The organism is Pseudomonas sp. S3_B08 (assembly GCF_054667725.1).
The window spans coordinates 2606839-2627639 of sequence record NZ_CP162750.1 but is presented as its reverse complement, the minus strand read 5'-3'; the positions used below and the strand labels follow the sequence as shown (position 1 = coordinate 2627639).

Here is a 20801-nt window from a genome sequence, read left to right as displayed (position 1 = left end):
CCGTCGGGCTGAATGGTCATGTCAAAGGCGCTTTTCAGAATCCCCCTACATGCTTTGGTGAAGATGTCGATTCCGTCGGCTGTTTTTTTGGTCGATTGCCGACTTTAGGCCGTATAAACTTGCCGCCACGCGTCGGCCAATAGATGTCTCGGCGCCACAGATCAAGAGAGTGAGTAATGGGCGCACAGTGGAAGGTTAAACACAAAGAAGCGGCAGCCAACGCCAAAGGGAAGATCTTCGGCAAATTGGTGAAAGAAATCACCATTGCTGCGCGCAACGGTGCCGATACCGCCACCAACGCACACCTGCGTCTGGTGGTCGAACAGGCGAAAAAAGCCTCGATGCCAAAAGAAACCCTCGATCGCGCGATCAAGAAAGGCGCCGGTCTGCTGGGTGAAACCGTGCAATACCATCGCGTGACATACGAAGGCTTCGCGCCGCATCAGGTGCCGCTGATCGTCGAATGCGTCACCGACAACATCAACCGCACCGTCGCGGAAATTCGTGTGGCGTTCCGCAAGGGCCAGTTGGGCGCTTCGGGTTCGGTGGCGTGGATGTTCAACCACGTCGGCATGATCGAAGCCTCGCCGGACAGCCCGGAAGCCGATCCGGAAATGGCTGCGATCGAAGCCGGTGCCCAGGATTTCGAGCCGGGCGAAGAGGGCGCGACGCTGTTCCTCACCGACCCGACCGACCTCGACGCTGTGCAGAAAGCCCTGCCGGAACATGGTTTCACCGTATTGTCGGCGAAACTCGGCTACCAGCCGAAGAATCCGGTCAGCGGCTTGAGCGACGAGCAGATGGCTGAAGTCGAGGCGTTCCTCGAAGGCCTCGACAACCATGATGACGTGCAGGACATGTTTGTTGGTCTGGCTGGCTGATCTGTCGCGCCAGTAATGACCTCTTCTCGAGCAGGCTGGCTCCCACATTTGCAATGCATTCCAATGTGGGAGCGAGCCTGCTCGCGAATGACTGCGCAGCGGTCAAAGATTCTCCAGCACCTCGATGACTTCGCTAAACCCCGGCCGCCCCAGCACATCCGCCTGACAGCAACGTCGTTCCAGCGCCTCCAGTTGCGCGCGCCGCTCCGTACTCAATCCTGAGTCGACACGCTCCAGCAACTCCCCCAACAACACACCGAACGCCCGGACTTCCAGGCGCTGCAATGCGCGCGTCTGCACATCATCGCGGGTTGCATGAAACGACGCCGCGCCGAAATCCCCGAGCAGACAATCGCCGCGATCGTTCAACAGAATGTTGTGGCCATACAGATCGCCGTGGGTAATGCCTTGGCGGTGCAGGTGCTCGGCCGCTGAGGCGATGCCTTGGGCGACGCGCAGGGCAACCTCCGCCGTGAACCGGCAGTCCTCGGCATAAACATCCCGCGAGCACGAGACCAGGCTCGGCAAACCGGCGAGATTGCCGAAGCTCGGATCTACCAACTGCATCACCAGCCCCTGCTGCTGATCGGGGTGGCCGCTGGTGCGGCCCTCGACGCGGATCAGGTTGGGGTGCAAACCGGCAGTGATGCAGGCGTTCATCTCGTGCAATGGCGAGCCGTCGCTGGTCATCTCGCCTTTGTACAGCTTCACCGCAACCGCCTGCGGCGAGCCGTCGTCGCGCTGCCAGACTGCGCGGTAGATCACCCCGGAAGCGCCTTCGCCCAGTTGCTGCTCCAGACGTAGCGCCGACCAGTCGATCAGCGGCGTGGCCTCAAGGGCAGCGGCATCGGCTTCGGTTTCCAGCGGATTGCCGGCATAGGCCAGCCAGGTCAGGCTCGGCAAGGTCAGCAGCCATTGCGGCAGCTCGTTGAGCTGGTTGGCGGCGATGCGCAGCAATTCCAGCCGATGGCAGTGACGCAGGGAGTCTGGCAGCGATTGCAGGCGATTGCCGGCGAGCATGAGCTTCTGCAAAGCGCGGCGTTCACCCAGTTCTTTCGGCAGGTTCTCGATGCGGTTATCGGTGAGGATCAGCCAGCGCAGCTGCGGCGGCAGGGCGGCACCGGGGAGATTGACGATGCGGTTGGCCTTGAAGCCGACCATGGTCAGCGCGGTGCACTGGCCGAGGCACGCCGGCAGTTCGCTGAACTGGTTGTCGGAGCAGAACAGCACGCGCAGGCGGGTCAGGCGATGCAGGTCATCGGGCAGGCTGGATAACGCGTTGCCGCTGAGGTTGAGCACTTCCAGCGTGTCCGCCAGTTGGAAAATTTCGCGGGGGAATTCGGTCAGCCCGCAGGACAGGTCGAGGCGAGTAATGCCTGACAGCTCGCCGGCGCGCAGTTGAGCAAGGGTGTGCATGTCTGGTTTCGCTATTGATCGGTGGAGCGACGCGGGGGCGCTGGAATGGGCGACATGATAGCGGTAAAGCGGATGCTGAAAGGATTTTGAGTTGTCCCGGGACCTTGTGGGAGCGAGCCTGCTCGCGAAAGCGGTGTATCAGTTAAATGAACTCTGACTGACATACCGCTTTCGCGAGCAGGCTCGCTCCCACAGGGCTCGCTCCCACAGGGTAGGGTGTCAGTTGGGTTCGTGAATTTCCTGCAATTGCCCCAACCGGCTGCGCGTGCGCGCCAGGTCGATGGCGTGACCTTCCAGGCTCTGGCCCAGCGGCAGTTGGCCGAGCAGGGTCAGGTGCTTGTCCTGATCGTAGAGCACGTCGATCAAATTGATGAAGCGCTGTTGCACGGCGATCGGACACTCGCCGAGCTGCGGCAGGTCATCGATGATCCACTGGTCGAAACGCTGGCACAGTTGCAGATAATCCATCACTGCCGTTGGCTGTTCACACAGGTCGTTGAAGGTGAACGCGACTCGCCGGCCTTGGCAAAAACGGGCCTGAAGCTGGCGCTTGCCAACCTCGAGGGCAAGGGCAGGCGCGTCGGCTGGTGGCAGGTCCAGGGCCTGGCGCTGGGCTGTTGTAGCCGGCCAGACGTAATGTCCTTGGGTAAACACTTGATGCGAATGCTGGCGGTTGAGCGTGCGGTAGTCGTGGTCGCCGCCGACTTCCATCACCTGCATGCGCGTGTTGATCAGCTCGATCACCGGTTTGAAGCGTGCGTGATACAGCGGGTTGGGCAGCAGGCCCTCGGGTGCATAGTTGGAGGTCACCAGCAGCATGATCCGCCGTTTGAACAGGGCCTTGAACAAACGCGTGATCAGCATCGCGTCGCCGATGTCGTGCACATGAAATTCGTCGAAACACAGCACCTGGCAATCTTCCAGCAACTCATCCAGGGTGATTTCCAGCGCGTCTTCCTGCAGGCGGTGACGGAACATGCCGTCGTGCAGCCGGGCAAAAAACTGATGGAAGTGCAGGCGACGTTTGCGCGGGATCGGCAGTGCCTGGAAAAAACCGTCGAGCAACCAGCTCTTGCCGCGCCCGACGGCTCCGTACAGGTACAGACTCGGCGGTGTGTGGCCGCTGTCGCCCAGCAGTACGCTGGCCTGCTGCGCCATGCAGTCGATGACGTGCTGCTGACTGCGGCTAAGGGTGTAGCCCTGGCTTTTGGCTTTGTCGCGGAAATAATCGCGGATGGTCGCGGCATGAGCATCGTGCCCGGCGCTGACGGGCAGGCTTTTGCCGAACAGGCGGCGCAACAACGGCCAGCGTTGGCTCAGTCGTGATCGTTTCGGCGTTCGGGCGGGCACGCGGGAAAGGCTCCTGTTTGATTGGGCGGGCTCCACCGGGAGCGCGGTGGCCCAAGTGTAACCAGAGCTCAGGCGTCGGCTCCATGAAATATGTGCACGGTCCCCTGTAGGAGCTGACGAGTGCAACGAGGCTGCGATCTTTTGATCTTGGTTGCCGCCAACAGATCGCAGCCTCGTTGCACTCATCAGCTCCTACCAGAGGCGGATTTCAGAACGGTGGCGATTGCTTGAGCAACTCTGCTGCCGGCGAGTCGGTCGGGCTGACCACCGCATAGTTGTAGCCCGGCCCTGACCAGTAATCGGCCTGCAGATCGCCATCGCTGCGCGAACCGCGCGGCAGCAGGGTGTTTTTCGGCCCCGGTGGACGCAGGTAGAAACTGACCTTGTGACCGCTGCGATCCTCATACATCACCATCGCTGCCGCGCCTTCATCGGTGCTGAGCAAACGCCCGCTGACTGGCTCGAATCCGGCAGCTTTCAAGTCCGGCAAGCGTCCGGCACCACTGAAGTAGCGGTCGAGCCAACGCTGCATGTCGCCGTCGCTGTCGACCTTGTAATCGGCGGGCAGTACGCCTTGCTGGGCGATCAGGCGATAGGCTTGCAACGCGTCAGTCATCGGCAATTGCGCAGGGCGCGCCAGGGTCATTTCCCGCGCCTGCCAGCCACTGAAACCGCCAATGCTCACGGCAATCAGCAACACCGCCGCGCTGGCCAGGTGCCGACGGGACTGCTGGCGACGGCGCTGGCGAATCATCATCGGGTCAAGCGCCGGATTGGCCGGTTGCTGCAACGCGCCACTCAGCGCTGCGCGCAATTGCTGGGCGTCGCGTTGCCAGGCGCGAACCTGCGCCGCTTCTTCAGGGTGGCTGGCCAGCCAGGTTTCGAGCACGCGCCGATCGGCGTCGCTGAGCTGGTGGTCGATGTAGGCGTGCAAATCACGTTCGTTGGGAGGCAGGCTGATCATTTGAGTATCCGCAAGGAAGGGCTGCTGATTTCGCCGTCGCTGAGTTGGCGCAAGGCCTGGCGGGCGCGGGACAGGCGCGACATCACGGTGCCGATCGGGGCGCCGAGGATCTCGGCGACCTCTTTATAGGACAGGCCTTCCACCGAGACCATCAGCAGCAAAGCGCGCTGTTCGGTGGGCAGGCGTTCGAAGGCTTGCAGGGTCGATTGGGCAATCACGGTGCGTTCCACCGACGGCTCGGCATCGTCGCGACCGGTGAAAAATTCCAGCATCCGCGCATAGCGCCGCGAACGACGGTGCGCGTCGAGAAATTGCCGATAGAGGATCGCGAACAGCCAGGCGCGCACGTCGCCGTCAGCGCGTTTCTCGCCCCACGCCGACAGCGCCCGCTCGAGGCTGGCCTGGACCAGATCGTCAGCGCTGCTGCTGTTGCGCGTCAACGACACGGCGAAGCGGCGCAATCTGGGAATGATTTCTCTCAACTGTTCGTCGAATTCGCTCATGAATGTCTGCTGGTCGCTACGCTGTGGACTAGGAAGACGCCCGTCAGCGCAGGTTATTCCCCGTGCGCAAAAATAAATACCGCGCCGTGGAATAAACCCGGACGGGGTGCGTCTTGCTGACTCTTTCCACTTGTGGCCGATGGCCTGGAGATATTCATGGTTGATCGCTCGTCCCCCAACGCTGCACCGCCCGGCAGGCCGCCGCGCCAGCCACTGAGCGCCGCGAGCCTGGTTTTACGTCTGGGTGGCATTGCCGTGATTGTCGCCGCCGTGGCCGGGGCGTTTGCCTACGTGCATGGCAATCTTGACCCACAACGATTGACGCCAAAAGCGTTGGTCGATGTGCTGGAAAAGAACAACGGCGTGCATCCCGGCTTTCGTCGCAATCACGCCAAGGGCGTGTGCGTGATCGGCCATTTCGAAAGCAGCGGCGAGGCGCGCGCGTTCTCCACGGCACAAGTGTTCAACCTGCCGCAGACACCGGTGGTGGGTCGTTTTGCCTTGCCGGCCGGCAATCCCTACGCGCCGGACAGCGCCGTACCGATCCGCAGTCTGGCGCTGCGCTTCACCCAGGCGAACGGTCAGCAATGGCGCACCGGCATGAACAGCATGCCGGTGTTCCCGGTGGGCACGCCTGAAGCGTTCTACCAATTGCAGCAGGCGCAGTCGCCGGATCCAGCCACCGGCAAGCCAGACCCGACGAAGGTGCCGGCGTTTTTTGCCGCACATCCGGAAGCCGTGCCGTTTCTGACGTGGGTGAAGACCGCCAAGCCTTCGGCCAGCTACGCCACCGAAACCTATAACAGCATCAATGCGTTCTATCTGATCGATGGCAACGGTAAAAAACAGGCCGTACGCTGGAGCATGACGCCGCTGGCGCAGGACGCGGCGGGTGCCACGGCCCCTGAAGGCGCGGACTTTCTCGAGAAGGATCTGGTGCAACGCCTGGCCGCCGCACCCTTGCGCTTTCAGTTGAACATCACCCTGGCCAACGCCGGTGACCCGGTGAACGATGCCAGCAAGACCTGGCCCGCAGATCGCAAAGTGTTGAACGCCGGAACCCTGGTGCTGGAGAAGACCCAGCCGCAACTCAGTGGCGAGTGCCGTGACATCAACTACGACCCGCTGGTGCTGCCGGCCGGGATTCAAGGCTCGGAAGATCCACTGCTGGCCGCGCGTTCTGCCGGCTATGCCGATTCCTACCTGCGTCGCACCAGCGAAGTCAGCCAGTTGCCCGCCGCCAAACAGGAGGCTCGTCCATGAACAAGCAACCGACGCATTTTGTTTTGCTGGCGCGCCTGCTGCACTGGCTGATGGCGCTGATGATCATCGCCATGCTGTTTATCGGCGCGGGCATGGTCACTTCGGTGTCGTCTCGCCATGAATGGCTGATTCATCTGCACAAGCCGCTGGGCATCGCGATTCTGGCGCTGGTGATCGTGCGCCTGCTGGTGCGCTTCACCACGCGTCAACCGCCGCTGCCGGATGATCTGCCGGGCTGGCAGGTGCTCGCAGCCAAGGCTTCCCACGTCTTGTTGTATGCGTTGATGCTGGTGTTGCCGTTGCTCGGCTGGGCAATGATCAGTGCCTCGGGCGAGCCGGTGATGCTCTCGGCGTCGCTGCATCTGCCGCCAATTGTGCCGGCCGACGCGCAACTGTTTGCGTTGCTGCGCAAGTCCCATGGCTATTTGGCGTATCTGCTGTTTCTGACAGTGCTGCTGCACCTGGCGGCGGCGCTGTTCCATGGCTGGGTGCGTCGTGACGAAGTGCTCGACAGCATGTTGCGCGGGCGCGATCGCGGCTGACCCTATAACGCAAAAGATCGCAGGCCGGCTGCGATCTTTTGTTGTTGCAGGGAAGGGGATCAGCGCAGGGTGTCGACCATGTCGGCGAGGGTGGTCAACACGTCTTTACCCAGTTGCTTGGAACGTTTGCCCGACCAGCCGGTGATCTTGTCCGGGTGGTCGTCGTGGTCCTTGAACGGCATCTCCAGGGTCAGCGACAGGCAGTCGTATTTCTGTCCGACGCTGTTGCAGGCCAGCGTCATGTTGGCCTGTCCCGGTTCGTCGCGGGTGTAGCCATAGGCGGTCTGGAAGTCTTTGGTGGTGTGCTTCAAGTGGCTGCGGAAATGCTCTTCAAGCTTTTCGATGCGCGGCGTAAAACCAGGATTGCCTTCACAGCCGGCGGTGAAAACGTGAGGTATGGTTTCGTCGCCGTGTACGTCGATAAACGCATCGACGCCATACTTTTGCATCTGCTGCTGAACGAATAGCACTTCCGGGCTGATGTCCTGACTGGCGCTCTGCCACGCCCGGTTCAAGTCCTGCCCCATGGCGTTGGTGCGCAGGTGGCCGTGGAACGCGCCGTCCGGGTTCATGTTCGGCACCAGATACAGATCGGCGCTGGCCAACAGTTTGTTCAGTACCGGATCATCCTGGCGCTCCAGACGCTCGATCACACCTTCCATGAACCATTCAGCCATGTGCTCGCCCGGATGCTGCTGGGCGATGATCCAGATTTTGCGCTGGCCTTCGGCACCGGTGCCTTTGCGCAGCAGCTGAATGTCGCGGCCCTCGACACTTTTGCCGGTCGCCAGCAATTCGGTGCCAGCCTTGCTTAGCGCTTGCTCGATCAACCAGTCGTGGCGGCCGCGGCTGTAGGGTTCGAAGTAGGCGAACCAGGCGTGGGTCTGTTCCGCTTCGAGGCAGAAGCGCAGGCTGTCGCCTTCGAAGCTGGTGGGGATGCGGAACCAGTTGACGTGATCATACGACGCCACCGCTTGATAGCCCGGCCAGCCTTTGCTGTAGGTCGATTGGCTGGCGTTGACCAGGCGAAACCAGTGTTCCTGGTGCACATGCAGGCCGCTGGCCTTGAAGTGGAACCACTGAAAATGAGCGCTGCGGGTGTCCGGGCGGATGGCCAGGACGGGACTGAGCGGGTTGCTGATATCGATGACTTGGATATTGCCGCTGTCGAAATTGGCGCTGATGTCGAACGAAGATTTGGCCACGGTCATAGTCGCTTCCTGATCAGGATTTTTATGACCGGTACTTTACACGCAGGCAGGGCTGAAACCGAGGGGAATCGCGGGTGTAGCGGGGGGCGTCTTCCGTGACGCGCCAGCAGCTTAGAGGCTATGCGATTGATTCTCAAGTGCTGATTGCCATTAGTTTCGCCCAATGTGGCTGGGCTCGGCTTGCCAATCAATATTCTTTTGATATTATCCGCGCCATCGAATTTGCAGCACCCAAAGACTTCATTAGCCTGAAGACACAAGCCCGAAAAACGGGCAAAAAAAGACCCGGCAAAAAGCCGGGTCAAAAACCGTGATTAGCCTGATGAGGAGATAGTCCAGAAGACCGACCTAAGGTCTCTGGTCCATCGACTGATCTCGCGACCAGCTGCTTGCAATAATAATCATTATCATTTGCAAGTCAAATGTTTTTATCTGCGCGATGGGAAAATTCTTTCCTGTCCGCCCGTACCTTGTCCGCCGTGACTTCGTCGTTGTCGATCGAATGGTCGACCATCGCCCGCGCCATATCCACCATGTGCACCACCGAAAAGGCCAGATCGCGACTGGTGCCTTGCAGGGTTTCTGCGGCCTTGAACGCGGTGGCGGCTGCACATCGCAACAAGTCCGAGGCGTGCACCAGTGCTTCCTCGCCGCTGAGATGGCCTTTGACATTGAAAAAACGTTCGTCCGTCTCGGATTTCGAAACAGCCGGTTTCAAGTAGTAGTCCAGCGCGCGCTGTGCGGCGGCATTGCCTTGAGGGGAGGTGAAGCTGGTGTCGATTTGCAGATCGGGCAGGTCTTTGCTGCTGATGTTCATCATGAAACGTCACTCCATGTTCGATTGAAAGTCCGTTCCTCTAGGATAGTACCGCCTGTATTTGTGACTAGGATTTAAATACTACAATATGTGTTTTGCCGGTCGAAGACGTCCGCGTAAGGTGCGGCACATGGATAAATGGATTGAGTTGGTCAAGGCCAAGATGAGTGAACTCAAAGTCACTCAAACAGAGCTCGGAGAGCGCGTCGGCATGTCCCAGGGCGGGATCGGTCATTGGCTGAACAAGCGTCGCGAACCCGGTGTTACCGAAATGAACCGCGTGCTCAAGGCGCTGGGAATGGACTTCCTCGAAGTCGTTCTGGTGATCCGCGAACCGCAGCCGACGCCGGAAGACGAAATGCCGCTGGCGCAGAAGTACAACCCGTACTTCCGTTATCCGGTCTGTGATTGGCGTGCACCGTGCGAAGTGCGTGACACTGCGGCGAGCTATCCCGGAGCATCAGCGAAGCAGCGCTTCGAACTGACGGATTACCACGCTCGCGGCGGTGCGGCGTTCTGGCTGACGGTGACGGGGGATTCGATGACCGCGCCGAGCGGCCAGAGCGTTGCCGAGGGCATGCTGATTCTGGTCGATCCGGAGTTGGAGGCAGTGCCTGGCAAACTGGTGATCGCCCAGTGGCCGGACAGCGAAGAGGCGATTTTCCGCAAACTCGACGAACAGGCCGGCCAGCGTTACCTGGTGCCGCTCAATCCGACCTGGCCGAAAACCCTGCTCACCGATGAATGCCGGATCATCGGCGTGGTGGTTCAGGCAACGGCGCGTTACTGAACGGATCGATCCTCGCGCAAGGCCAGGATCGACCCTTTTATTTCATCCCTCTTCCAGTTCAACCAAAGCGCTGCCTTCACTGACCATATCGCCTTCATGGCAGTACAGCGCTTTGATCACACCAGCCTGCGGCGCGCGGATGCTGTGTTCCATCTTCATGGCTTCAAGCACCACCAGTTGCGCCCCGGCCTCAACCGACTGTCCCGTTTCGACCAGCACGCGTACGATGCTGCCGTTCATTGGCGCGGTCAGACCGCCCTGATGGCTGTGGCTGGCCTCGACGGCGCTGATCGGATCGAACGCTTCGATGCGCCGCAACTCGCCGTTCCATTCCAGATACAACGCGCCAGCCTGACGAATCGCCCGCAATGTGCGGCGCACGCCGTCATGCTCGACGACCAGCGCTTCGCCCAGCAGTGTCGCAGAGGCCGCAGAGCCCAAAGTCAGCGCACGATCCTGTCCCTCGCAACTCAAATGCACGGTGATTTGCGCCGGCAAACCTGCTCGCAATCCGCCACCTGAAGCCCACGGCGAAGCGGGATCATCCGCCCGAGCACGCTGCGGCAGACTCTGCGCAAACGCCTGCGCCGCCGCCTGCCAGAACTCATCGCTCAACGTGCCTGGTGCTGGCAGCAATTGCTCCTGATAGCGCGGAATGAACCCGGTATCCAGCTCTGCCGCCGCAAACGCCGGATGCGCGATGATCCGGCGCAGGAAATTGATGTTGGTCTTCAGCCCGCCAATCGCAAACTCGTCGAGCATGCTCAACAGACGCAAGCGCGCCTGTTCGCGATCTTCACCCCAAGCAATCAGCTTGCCGAGCATCGGGTCGTAGAAGGGCGATATCTCGTCACCTTCCTCAACGCCGCTGTCCACCCGCCGCCCCGGTCCCTGCGCCGATTCGCGATACAAGTCCAGACGCCCGGTGGCCGGCAGGAAGTCATTCGCCGGATCTTCGGCATACAAGCGCACTTCAATCGCATGACCATTGAGCGGCACCTGCGCCTGAGTGATCGGCAGCGCTTCCCCACGGGCGACGCGAATCTGCCAGGCGACCAGATCGAGCCCGGTGATTGCTTCGGTCACCGGGTGCTCGACCTGCAGCCGCGTGTTCATCTCCATGAAGAAAAACTCGCCGCGCGCATCCAGCAAAAACTCCACGGTGCCGGCGCCGACATAACCGATCGCCTGCGCTGAACGCACGGCCGCTTCGCCCATTGCCCGGCGTAGCTCGGGCGTCAGGCCCGGCGCCGGGGCTTCTTCGACGACTTTCTGGTGACGACGCTGGATCGAGCAGTCGCGCTCGTTGAGATACAGGCAGTTGCCGTGCTGATCGGCGAACACCTGAATCTCCACGTGACGTGGCTTGAGCAAATACTTTTCCACCAGCATCCGCGAGTCGCCAAACGACGATTGCGCTTCGCGCTGCGCCGAGGCGAGGGCTTCAGCCAGTTGGCTGACATCCTCGACGACTTTCATGCCTTTACCACCGCCGCCGGCCGTAGCCTTGAGCAGCACCGGATAACCGATGCGTTCGCAGGCTTCACGGAAGGTGTCGAGGTCCTGCGCCTCGCCGTGATAGCCCGGCACCAAAGGCACACCGGCCTTTTCCATCAACGCTTTGGCGGCGGATTTGCTGCCCATCGCGTCGATGGCCGAGGCGGGCGGGCCGAGGAAGATCAGCCCGGCGGCTTCGATGGCGCGGGCGAATCCAGCATTCTCCGAGAGAAAACCGTAGCCGGGATGAATCGCCTGGGCACCGCTGGCCTTGGCGGCGGCGATCAATTTATCGATTTGCAGATAACTCTCGGCAGCCTTGCTGCCGCCCAGATCGACGCGGATATCGGCTTCACGGCTGTGGCGCGCATCGCGGTCGGTGGCGCTGTGCACAGCGACGGTAGTCAGGCCCAAGGCCTTGGCGGTGCGCATGACCCGGCAGGCGATTTCGCCACGGTTGGCCACCAGCACAGTGGTAATCACAGGTGCGCTCATCAACACGACTCCTTGGTGGGTGCGGCTTGCCAGTTCGGTGGGCGTTTTTGCAGGAAGGCGCGCAAGCCTTCCTGGCCTTCAGGGCTGACGCGAATCCGCGCGATGGCATTTTCCGTGTAGCGGCGCAGGGCCGGGGTCAGCGCGCCGTTGCCGACTTCGCGCAGCAAGTCCTTGCTGGCGCGCATGGCCGCGGGGCTGTTGAGCAACAGGTTGTCGATCCACTGTTCGACCTGTTGCTCCAGTTCAGCCGCAGGATAGCTTTCGGCGAGCAAGCCGATCTCCCGCGCCCGCTGCCCGCTGAAGCGCTCGGCAGTCAGCGCATAGCGCCGTGCCGCACGCTCACCGATCGCTTGCACCACGAACGGGCTGATTACCGCTGGCGCCAGACCGATGCGCACTTCCGACAGGCAGAACTGCGCGTCATCGGCGCCGATCGCCATGTCACAGCAACTGATCAAGCCCAGCGCGCCACCAAACGCCGCGCCTTGCACCACGGCCAGCGTGGGGATTTTCAGCTTGGCGAGGTTGTACATCAGCTCGGCCAGCTCGCGGGCGTCATCGAGGTTGGTGTGGTAATCGAGTTCCGCTGATTGCTGCATCCACGCCAGGTCGGCGCCGGCACTGAAGTGCTTGCCGCGCCCACGCAGCAGCAGGAAACGCAGGCTCGAATCGCTGGCGACCTTGTCGAGAGCGAGGATCAGTTCGCGGATCATCTCGGCGTTGAACGCGTTGTTTTTCTCGGCGCGATTGAGCCACAGCGTCGCGAAACCGCGTGGGTCGTTTTGCAGTTCGAGGGTATTGAAGTCGCTCATATTCATCCGTCTCCACGGTTCTTGTGGGAGCGAGCCTGCTCGCGAAAGCGGGGTATCAGTCGATCTATCCGCCGCCTGACAGAGCGCATTCGCGAGCAGGCTCGCTCCCACAAAAAAACATCACATCCGGAACACGCCGAAGCGGCTCGGTTCGATTGGCGCGTTCAGCGACGCGGACAAGGCCAGGGCCAGTACATCGCGGGTCTGCGCCGGGTCGATGACGCCGTCGTCCCACAGCCGAGCGCTGGAGTAGTAGGGATGACCCTGTTCTTCGTACTGATCGAGAATCGGCTGCTTGATCTCGGTCTCCTGCTCGGCGCTGAACGCCTGACCGCTGCGTTCGGCCTGTTCGCGCTTGACCTGCACCAGGACGCCGGCGGCCTGTTCGGCGCCCATCACGCCAATCCGCGCGTTCGGCCACATCCACAGAAAACGCGGATCGTAAGCGCGACCGCACATACCGTAGTTGCCGGCACCGAAACTGCCGCCAATGATCACGGTGAATTTCGGCACTTTGGCGCAGGCCACCGCGGTCACCAGTTTCGCGCCGTGTTTGGCGATGCCGCCGGCCTCGTATTTCTGGCCGACCATGAAACCGGTGATGTTCTGCAGAAACAGCAGCGGAATGCCGCGCTGGCAGGCCAGTTCGATGAAGTGCGCGCCTTTCTGCGCGGCTTCGGCGAAGAGGATGCCGTTGTTTGCCAGAATCGCGATCGGGTAGCCGTGCAAGTGCGCGAAACCGCAGACCAGCGTGGTGCCGAACAGCGCTTTGAATTCATCGAACACCGAACCGTCGACCAGCCGCGCGATCACTTCGCGCACATCGAATGGCTGCTTGGCGTCAGCCGGAACCACGCCGTACAACTCGTCGCTGGCGTACAGCGGCGCGATCGGTGTGCGTTGCTGCACCTCGCCGAGCTTGCGCCAGTTGAGGTTGGCGACGCTGCGGCGGGCGAGGGCGAGGGCGTGTTCGTCGTTCTCGGCGTAATGGTCGGCCACGCCGGAGGTCTTGCAGTGCACATCGGCGCCGCCGAGGTCTTCGGCGCTGACCACTTCGCCGGTCGCGGCTTTTACCAGCGGCGGGCCGGCGAGGAAAATCGTCGCCTGGTTGCGCACCATGATCGCCTCGTCCGCCATCGCCGGCACATACGCGCCGCCTGCGGTGCACGAGCCCATGACCACAGCGATCTGCGGGATGCCCATGGCGCTCATGTTGGCCTGATTGAAGAATATCCGCCCGAAATGCTCGCGATCCGGAAACACCTCGTCCTGACGCGGCAGGTTGGCGCCACCGGAATCCACCAGATAAATGCACGGCAGGCGATTCTGCTGGGCGATGGTCTGCGCGCGCAGGTGTTTTTTCACGGTGAGCGGGTAATACGAGCCACCTTTCACCGTCGCATCGTTGGCGACGATCATGCACTCGACGCCTTCAACGCGACCAATCCCGGCGATCACCCCGGCAGCCGGCACGTCTTCGCCGTAAACCGCATGGGCGGCCAGTTGGCTGATTTCGAGAAACGGCGAGCCCGGATCAAGCAAGCGATTGATGCGCTCGCGCGGCAGCAATTTACCCCGCGAGGTGTGGCGTTCCTGCGCTTTGACACCGCCACCCTGCGCCACTTGGGCGAGCAAGGTGTGCAGCGCGTCGACCTGTTTGAGCATCGCCGCACTGTTGGCGGCGAACTCCGCTGAACGCGGGTTGAGCTGAGTGTGCAGAATCATGGGGCTTACTCCGTAAGCAGCTTCCAGCTACAAGCGGCAAGCTGCAAGTTGGGGCAAGAGCGTGGTTCTCTTGCAGCTTGTCGCTTGCGGCTTGCAGCTGACGAAATTCATTTCGTCTCGTTGAACAGTTCGCGGCCGATCAGCATGCGGCGGATCTCGCTGGTGCCTGCGCCGATTTCGTAGAGCTTGGCGTCGCGCAGCAGGCGGCCGGCGGGGAATTCGTTGATGTAGCCGTTACCGCCGAGAATCTGGATCGCGTCGAGGGCCATTTGCGTGGCGCGTTCGGCGGTGTAGAGGATCACCCCGGCAGCGTCCTTGCGCGTGGTTTCGCCGCGCTCGCAGGCCTGGGCCACCGCGTACAGATAGGCGCGGCTGGCATTGAGCTGGGTGTACATGTCGGCAACTTTGCCCTGGATCAGCTGGAATTCGCCGATGCTCTGGCCGAACTGCTTGCGGTCGTGGATGTACGGCACGATCAGGTCCATGCACGACTGCATGATCCCGGTCGGGCCGCCGGAGAGCACTACGCGTTCGTAATCGAGGCCGCTCATCAGCACTTTCACGCCACCGTTGAGCACGCCGAGGATGTTCTCTTCCGGCACTTCGACGTCATCGAAAAACAACTCGCAGGTGTTGGAGCCACGCATGCCGAGCTTGTCGAACTTGTTGCTGCGGCTGAAGCCTTTCCAGTCACGCTCGACGATGAACGCAGTAATGCCGTGCGGGCCTTTTTCCAGATCGGTCTTGGCGTAGATCACGTACGTATTGGCGTCAGGGCCGTTGGTGATCCAGGTTTTGCTGCCGCTGAGTACGAAGCGATCGCCGCGTTTGTCGGCGCGCAGCTTCATCGAGACCACATCGGAACCGGCGTTGGGCTCGCTCATCGCCAGGGCGCCGACGTGCTCGCCGCTGATCAGCTTCGGCAGGTATTTGGTTTTCTGTTCGTGGTTGCCGTTGCGGTTGATCTGGTTGACGCAAAGGTTGGAGTGCGCGCCATAGGACAACGCCACCGACGCCGAGCCACGGCTGATTTCTTCCATCGCCACCACATGCGCGAGGTAACCCAGACCTGCGCCGCCGTACTCCTCCGGCACGGTGATGCCGAGCAGGCCCATGTCACCGAATTTGCGCCACATGTCGGCGGGGAACAGGTTGTCGTGGTCGATCTGCGCGGCGCGCGGGGCGATCTGATCGGCGACGAAGGACTGCACCTGATCGCGCAGCATGTCGATGGTTTCACCGAGGGCGAAATTCAGGGATGGATAGCTCATGAGGCACCTTTTGGCTTTTTTATCGGGTGGAGCGCACGACGAATCGGCGTTCAGCTTTACGTTAACGTAAAGCTTCCACAGTTCGGCTGTCAATCGGCTTTACGTAAGCGTCAACTTGGGCGAGAGTAAGGGCAGTTCAGGATCAGATATCGGTTTGTTTCTGGTGGGAGCGAGCAGGCTCGCTCCCACAGGGATTCAAAACCGGGAAAACCCACTAATAAAGACAATAGGGGTCGTCATGGATCAACCCAGTGCAAACCCGCAGCGCAGCTACACCCGTGGCTCTCAGGACAAAGCCCTGCTGGCGATGACCATCGGTCAGCGCTTCGATCAGACTGTCGCGCAATACCCGGACGGCGAGGCTTTGGTGGTGCGCCATCAACAGTTGCGTTACTCCTGGCGGCAACTGGCCGACGCGGTGGATGAGCAGGCCGGGGCCTTGCTCGCACTGGGCTTGCAGACCGGTGATCGCCTCGGCATCTGGGCGCCGAATTGCGCGCAGTGGTGCATCACCCAGTTCGCCACGGCGAAGATCGGCGTGATCCTGGTCAACATCAATCCTGCCTACCGCAGCTCCGAACTCGAGTACGTGCTCAAGCAATCCGGCTGCCAGTGGCTGGTCTGTGCCGGAGCGTTCAAGACCTCGAATTACCATGAAATGCTCCAGGGCCTGGCGCCAGAATTGGCCGAGCACGCCATCGGTCAGCTGCGTAGCGAACGCATGCCGGAGTTGCGCGGCGTGATCAGCCTCGATGCCAATCCGCCGCCGGGTTTTCTGCCGTGGTCGCAGCTCAGCGATCTGGCCGTCAGCGTCTCGCCCGATCAATTGCGCGAACGCAGCGCCAGTCTGCATTTCGATCAACCGGTGAACATCCAGTACACCTCCGGCACTACCGGTTTCCCCAAAGGCGCGACCCTCAGTCACTACAACATTCTCAACAACGGCTACATGGTCGGCGAAAGCCTCGGCCTGACGACTGCCGATCGTCTGGTGATTCCGGTGCCGCTGTATCACTGCTTCGGCATGGTCATGGGCAACCTCGGTTGCGTCACCCACGCCAGCACGATGATTTACCCCAATGACGCTTTCGATCCGGCGCTGACCCTGCAAGCGGTGGCCGAAGAAAAAGCCACGGCGCTGTACGGTGTGCCGACCATGTTTATCGCCATGCTCGATCAGCCGCAGCGGCAGACCTTCGACCTGTCGAGCCTGCGCACCGGGATCATGGCCGGCGCGACCTGTCCGATCGAGGTCATGCGCCGGGTCATCAACGAAATGCACATGAGCGAAGTGCAGATCGCCTACGGCATGACCGAAACCAGTCCGGTGTCGCTGCAGACCGGGCCAGCGGATGAGCTGGAGTTGCGTGTCACCACGGTCGGCCGCACCCAACCGCAACTGGAAAGCAAGATCATCGACACCGCTGGCAACGTGGTGCCCCGCAACACCATCGGCGAATTGTGCACGCGCGGTTACAGCGTGATGCTCGGCTACTGGAACAACCCGCAGGCTACTGCCGAAGCCATCGATGAGGCGGGGTGGATGCACACCGGCGACCTGGCGAGCATGAACGAGGAGGGTTACGTCAACATCGCCGGGCGTAACAAAGACATGATCATTCGTGGCGGGGAGAACGTTTATCCGCGTGAGCTGGAGGAATTCTTCTTCACCCATCCGGCGGTGGCGGACGTGCAGGTGATCGGTATTCCGTGCTCGCGCTACGGTGAGGAAATCGTCGCCTGGATCAAATTCCACCCCGGCCACAGCGCCTCGGAGCTGGAGCTGCAAACCTGGTGCAAGGAACGCATCGCCCATTTCAAGACACCGCGTTACTTCAAATTCGTCGACGCGTTTCCGATGACGGTGACGGGCAAGATCCAGAAATTCAGGATGCGTGAGATCAGTATCGAGGAGCTGAAAATAACCGAGCGGTAACCTAAACCCTGTGGGAGCTGGCTTGCCAGCGATGGCGTCAGGTCAGCCAGCATCAATGTTGAATGTTCTACCGCAATCGCTGGCAAGCCAGCTCCCACAGGGATCGGGGGATTCAGGAATTGCAGAAAGCACAAAGGGGAGCCGAAGCTCCCCTTTAATTTGTCGTTGCGTGCTCTTTTTATTATTGAGGGTCGGTCTGTTGTTGTTTTTGGCAACCGTGGCCCTGTACAGCTTTTTGGCGACCCCCATCCGGGGTCAAGAGCAAACGTATTTTTTTGAGCGCTGATCTGCTTTCTCGTTTAACGATCCAACCGATTCGGGAGCTACCTGAAGGTAGTTTTATTGTTCTCTGCCCGGTTGCGGGTCACTCCTGAGAGCACCCTGAAAAGCACACCTTCTCCAAAAAAATCTGTTAGCTGCGTCTCTGCCGTGTTGTTCTTGTTATGTCAGAGTCGTTTCGTCTTGTTTTTATTGGTTTGCGGCTTTTTATTCTTGTTATGCCATAGAGATAGCAGGTGTCGTGCCAACTTTTAAAAAACCTTACAAATCAGTGATTTAGGTTTTTATGGCTTTTTCACCCCCTGGCAAAGCCAGACAATTTGTTTCCGTGTTACTCGCTTTTGCTCACTTCACTGATCCAGCGGTAACACCTCACTGGGCGCTGCGTGCCTTGGCCACTCGCGAACCGCTTGGACGGCCGAGCACTGCACTGATCTGCTGGCCCGCGGCAATCAAGGCGTCCAGGTCTATACCGGTCTCGATGCCCAGGCCATCGAGCAGGTACACCACGTCTTCGGTCGCGACGTTACCGCTCGCGCCTTTGGCGTAAGGGCAGCCGCCAAGGCCGGCGATGGAGCTGTCGAACACCGCAATCCCTTCGAGCAGGCTGGCGTAGATATTGGCCATGGCCTGGCCATAGGTGTCGTGGAAATGCCCGGCAAGCTTGTCCCGTGGTACCTGCGCCGAAACCACCTCGAACAGGCGCCGGGTCGCGCCCGCCGTGCCGGTGCCAATGGTGTCGCCCAGCGACACTTCATAGCAGCCCATCGCGTACAGTTCGCGCGCGACCATCGCCACTTGCTCCGGCGCGACCGTGCCTTCATACGGGCAGCCCAGCACACAGGAAACGTAACCGCGCACGGTAACGCCGTGTTGTTTGGCGGCCTCCATGATCGGCGCAAACCGCGCCAGGCTTTCGTTGATCGAGCAATTGATGTTGCGCTGCGAGAACGCCTCGGAGGCGGCGGCGAACACCGCGACTTCCTTGACCCCGGCGGCGAGCGCGTCTTCAAAGCCGCGCAGGTTCGGCGCCAGCGCGCCGTAGGTCACGCCGGGCTTGCGCTGAATTTGCGCGAACACCTCGGCGGAGCCGGCCATCTGCGGCACCCACTTGGGCGAGACGAAACTGCCGACTTCGATATAGCCAAGCCCGGCGGCGCTCAGCGCATCGACCAGTTGCACCTTGTCAGCGACGCTGATCGGTTGGGCTTCGTTCTGCAGGCCATCGCGCGGGCCGACTTCGATCAGGCGAACTTGGGAGGGGAGGGACATGGGTGGGACCTGCCTGTTTTTTTGGTTCACGAAGAACCCTGTGGGAGCGAGCCTGCTCGCGAAAGCGGTGGATCAGTCACCGTTAATGTTGGATGACAGAATGCATTCGCGAGCAGGCTCGCTCCCACAGGGGCGCCAGTGTTGGCTAGACCGCCTGCTGGCTCTTGAGCGTCTGCTCCAATGCCTGCACGCAGCGCTCTTCAGCAGTGTCCAGCTCGAGCTTCATCTGTTCGATATCCAGCAACTGCTGTTCGAGCTGTTCGCGGCGTTCGCTGATTTTCGCCAGCATGCTGTTGAGCTGTTTGGTGTTACCACCGGAAGGGTCATAGAGCTCGATCAGCTCGCGGCATTCGGCCAGGGAAAAACCGATGCGCTTGCCGCGCAGGATCAGCTTCAGAGTGACCTTGTCGCGCGGCGAATAGATACGTTCCTGACCACGACGCTCGGGGCTGAGCAGGCCTTGCTCTTCATAAAAGCGGATCGCCCGGGTGGTGATGTCCAGCTCGCGGGCGAGGTCGGAAATGCTGTAGGTCTGACTGCTCATGAAAGCGCTCGGAAAAGGGGCATGGCGCTAAGCTAATCGGTGGTTTACGTTTACGTCAAGCGGGATGGTTTTGGGGTGTCTGTACAGGCCTCTTCGCGAGCAGGCTCGCTCCCACATTCGACCGCGTTCCTTCAGATAAAATGCAATTCATTGTGGGAGCGAGCCTGCTCGCGAAGAACGATAACGCGGTAATAAGCCCTACACCTTCTCCAGCTTCTTCTCCTGCGCCGTCACCTGTTGGCACAACTCGATCATCTGCTCGCGCATCCAGCGGTTGGCCGGGTCCTGGTCGGTGCTTTCGTGCCAGTACAAATGCGTTTCCACCGAGGGCACATCATTCACCGGCAAATTGAACGATTGCAGATCATGGCGGCGGGCGAAGCGTTCCGGCACGGTCATGACCATGTCGGTCTGCTGCATCACTTGCGAGGCCATCAGATAGTGCTGCGAGCGCAGGGCGATCTTGCGCTGGATGCCCATTTTGCCCAGCGCCAGATCGACATAGCCCAGCCCGCTGCGGCGGCTGGAAATATGGATGTGAGTCAGCGACAAATAGTCATCGAGGCTGAGTTTTTCCTTGCCCGCCATTGGATGGCCCTTGCGCATGGCGCAGACGTAACGGTCGTCCATCAGCTTGACGTGGCGTACCTGCGGGTCGGTGTTGAGCGGCGCATCCACGGCGAAATCCAGACGCCCGGCGGCCAGTTCCTTGGTGGTTTCCCGGCGTTTGGACAGAAAGCTTTCGATGATCACCGTCGGCGCCAGGCGGCGCAGGCGCTGGAACAGGGGCGGCAGAATGATTGCCTCCGTCAGGTCGGTCATGCTGATGCGGTAAGTCTTGGCCGCCTGCGCCGGGTTGAAGATGCGGCTTTCCTGCACCGACACGCGCAGCAGCGACAGGGCGTTGCGCACCGGGCCGATGATGTTCTGCGCCATCGGCGTGGGCACCATGCCCTGAGCGGTACGCACGAAGAGCGGGTCGTTGAAGGTTTCGCGCAACCGCGCCAGGGCATTGGACACCGCCGGCTGGGTGATGCCGACAATCTGCCCGGCGCGGGTCAGGTTGGCTTCGGTGTAGATCGCGTCGAAGACGATGAAAAGGTTCAGGTCGACCTTGCTCAGATTCATAACGCGGCTTCTCTTGTTATTAAGTGCAAGTGTTTTGGGGCTGACGATCAGCGGATCATATATTGGTGATGAATGTTTATACACGCCGAGAATAGGCTAGGTAAA

19 protein-coding genes are annotated in these 20801 nt (G+C 60.9%); 6 read left to right on the top strand and 13 right to left on the bottom strand.

Annotated elements, in window-relative coordinates:
- The first annotated feature begins 176 nt into the window (after positions 1 to 176).
- Positions 177 to 881, top strand: a complete 705-nt coding sequence (locus AB4N73_RS11845) for a YebC/PmpR family DNA-binding transcriptional regulator (protein WP_460143484.1) — start codon at positions 177 to 179, stop codon at positions 879 to 881.
- A 102-nt stretch (positions 882 to 983) separates the two neighbouring features.
- On the opposite strand, the gene AB4N73_RS11840 is transcribed toward AB4N73_RS11845, so the two are convergent.
- From AB4N73_RS11840 to AB4N73_RS11825, 4 genes are all read right to left on the bottom strand, one after another.
- Complete coding sequence (locus AB4N73_RS11840) at positions 984 to 2297, bottom strand: leucine-rich repeat-containing protein kinase family protein (RefSeq protein WP_460143483.1); 1314 nt, start codon at positions 2295 to 2297, stop codon at positions 984 to 986.
- Between the two features lie 219 nt (positions 2298 to 2516).
- Complete coding sequence (gene zapE, locus AB4N73_RS11835) at positions 2517 to 3647, bottom strand: cell division protein ZapE (protein WP_252882299.1); 1131 nt, start codon at positions 3645 to 3647, stop codon at positions 2517 to 2519.
- Between the two features lie 208 nt (positions 3648 to 3855).
- Entirely contained in the window at positions 3856 to 4611 is a 756-nt protein-coding gene (locus AB4N73_RS11830; protein WP_460143482.1) for an anti-sigma factor family protein, read from the bottom strand.
- Entirely contained in the window at positions 4608 to 5114 is a 507-nt protein-coding gene (locus tag AB4N73_RS11825) for an RNA polymerase sigma factor (RefSeq protein WP_056788806.1), read from the bottom strand. The genes AB4N73_RS11830 and AB4N73_RS11825 overlap by 4 nt, the downstream gene beginning before the upstream one ends.
- A 156-nt stretch (positions 5115 to 5270) precedes the next feature.
- Here AB4N73_RS11825 and AB4N73_RS11820 point away from each other — a divergent pair, with 156 nt between their 5' ends.
- Together AB4N73_RS11820 and AB4N73_RS11815 are read left to right on the top strand one after the other, a co-directional pair.
- Entirely contained in the window at positions 5271 to 6377 is a 1107-nt protein-coding gene (locus AB4N73_RS11820) for a catalase family peroxidase (protein WP_252884486.1), read from the top strand.
- Positions 6374 to 6919 carry a cytochrome b gene (locus AB4N73_RS11815; protein ID WP_129999585.1) on the top strand — a complete coding sequence of 182 codons (546 nt, stop codon included), beginning with the start codon at positions 6374 to 6376 and terminating at the stop codon, positions 6917 to 6919. The genes AB4N73_RS11820 and AB4N73_RS11815 overlap by 4 nt, the downstream gene beginning before the upstream one ends.
- Positions 6920 to 6978: 59 nt before the next feature.
- On the opposite strand, the gene AB4N73_RS11810 is transcribed toward AB4N73_RS11815, so the two are convergent.
- Positions 6979 to 8130 (bottom strand): M14 family metallopeptidase, encoded by a 1152-nt coding sequence (locus AB4N73_RS11810; protein ID WP_460143481.1) that lies wholly within the window; start codon positions 8128 to 8130, stop codon positions 6979 to 6981.
- Between the two features lie 95 nt (positions 8131 to 8225).
- Here AB4N73_RS11810 and AB4N73_RS11805 point away from each other — a divergent pair, with 95 nt between their 5' ends.
- Complete coding sequence (locus AB4N73_RS11805) at positions 8226 to 8444, top strand: hypothetical protein (protein ID WP_143979101.1); 219 nt, start codon at positions 8226 to 8228, stop codon at positions 8442 to 8444.
- Positions 8445 to 8548: 104 nt separating this feature from the next.
- Here the strand turns inward: AB4N73_RS11805 and AB4N73_RS11800 are convergent, their stop codons facing one another.
- A complete protein-coding gene (locus AB4N73_RS11800) occupies positions 8549 to 8947 on the bottom strand; it encodes a DUF6124 family protein (RefSeq protein WP_460143590.1) in 399 nt (132 codons plus the stop codon).
- A 130-nt stretch (positions 8948 to 9077) separates the two neighbouring features.
- On the opposite strand from AB4N73_RS11800, the gene AB4N73_RS11795 reads away from it, so the two are divergent.
- Entirely contained in the window at positions 9078 to 9737 is a 660-nt protein-coding gene (locus AB4N73_RS11795) for a LexA family protein (RefSeq protein WP_071172928.1), read from the top strand.
- A gap of 42 nt (positions 9738 to 9779) precedes the next feature.
- Here the strand turns inward: AB4N73_RS11795 and AB4N73_RS11790 are convergent, their stop codons facing one another.
- The 4 genes from AB4N73_RS11790 to AB4N73_RS11775 form a co-directional block, all read right to left on the bottom strand.
- The gene (locus AB4N73_RS11790; protein ID WP_460143480.1) at positions 9780 to 11729 is read right to left on the bottom strand and encodes an acetyl/propionyl/methylcrotonyl-CoA carboxylase subunit alpha; all 1950 of its coding nucleotides are present in this window, start codon (positions 11727 to 11729) and stop codon (positions 9780 to 9782) included.
- Positions 11729 to 12541 carry a gamma-carboxygeranoyl-CoA hydratase gene (locus tag AB4N73_RS11785; RefSeq protein ID WP_460143479.1) on the bottom strand — a complete coding sequence of 271 codons (813 nt, stop codon included), beginning with the start codon at positions 12539 to 12541 and terminating at the stop codon, positions 11729 to 11731. Before AB4N73_RS11785 ends, AB4N73_RS11790 begins: the two co-directional genes overlap by 1 nt.
- A gap of 120 nt (positions 12542 to 12661) precedes the next feature.
- Complete coding sequence (locus AB4N73_RS11780; RefSeq protein ID WP_056788823.1) at positions 12662 to 14266, bottom strand: carboxyl transferase domain-containing protein; 1605 nt, start codon at positions 14264 to 14266, stop codon at positions 12662 to 12664.
- Between the two features lie 107 nt (positions 14267 to 14373).
- On the bottom strand, positions 14374 to 15537 hold the full coding sequence (locus tag AB4N73_RS11775; RefSeq protein ID WP_460143478.1) for an isovaleryl-CoA dehydrogenase: 1164 nt from the start codon (positions 15535 to 15537) through the stop codon (positions 14374 to 14376).
- A gap of 238 nt (positions 15538 to 15775) precedes the next feature.
- On the opposite strand from AB4N73_RS11775, the gene AB4N73_RS11770 reads away from it, so the two are divergent.
- Positions 15776 to 17473 carry an AMP-binding protein gene (locus tag AB4N73_RS11770; protein WP_460143477.1) on the top strand — a complete coding sequence of 566 codons (1698 nt, stop codon included), beginning with the start codon at positions 15776 to 15778 and terminating at the stop codon, positions 17471 to 17473.
- 651 nt (positions 17474 to 18124) lie between these two features.
- Here the strand turns inward: AB4N73_RS11770 and AB4N73_RS11765 are convergent.
- The 3 genes from AB4N73_RS11765 to AB4N73_RS11755 form a co-directional block, all read right to left on the bottom strand.
- Positions 18125 to 19024 (bottom strand): hydroxymethylglutaryl-CoA lyase, encoded by a 900-nt coding sequence (locus tag AB4N73_RS11765; protein ID WP_252886437.1) that lies wholly within the window; start codon positions 19022 to 19024, stop codon positions 18125 to 18127.
- 145 nt (positions 19025 to 19169) lie between these two features.
- Positions 19170 to 19568, bottom strand: coding sequence for a MerR family transcriptional regulator (locus AB4N73_RS11760; protein WP_039763349.1), 399 nt, complete (start codon positions 19566 to 19568; stop codon positions 19170 to 19172).
- 198 nt (positions 19569 to 19766) lie between these two features.
- The gene (locus AB4N73_RS11755) at positions 19767 to 20696 is read right to left on the bottom strand and encodes a LysR family transcriptional regulator (protein WP_056788837.1); all 930 of its coding nucleotides are present in this window, start codon (positions 20694 to 20696) and stop codon (positions 19767 to 19769) included.
- Between the last annotated feature and the right edge of the window lie 105 nt (positions 20697 to 20801).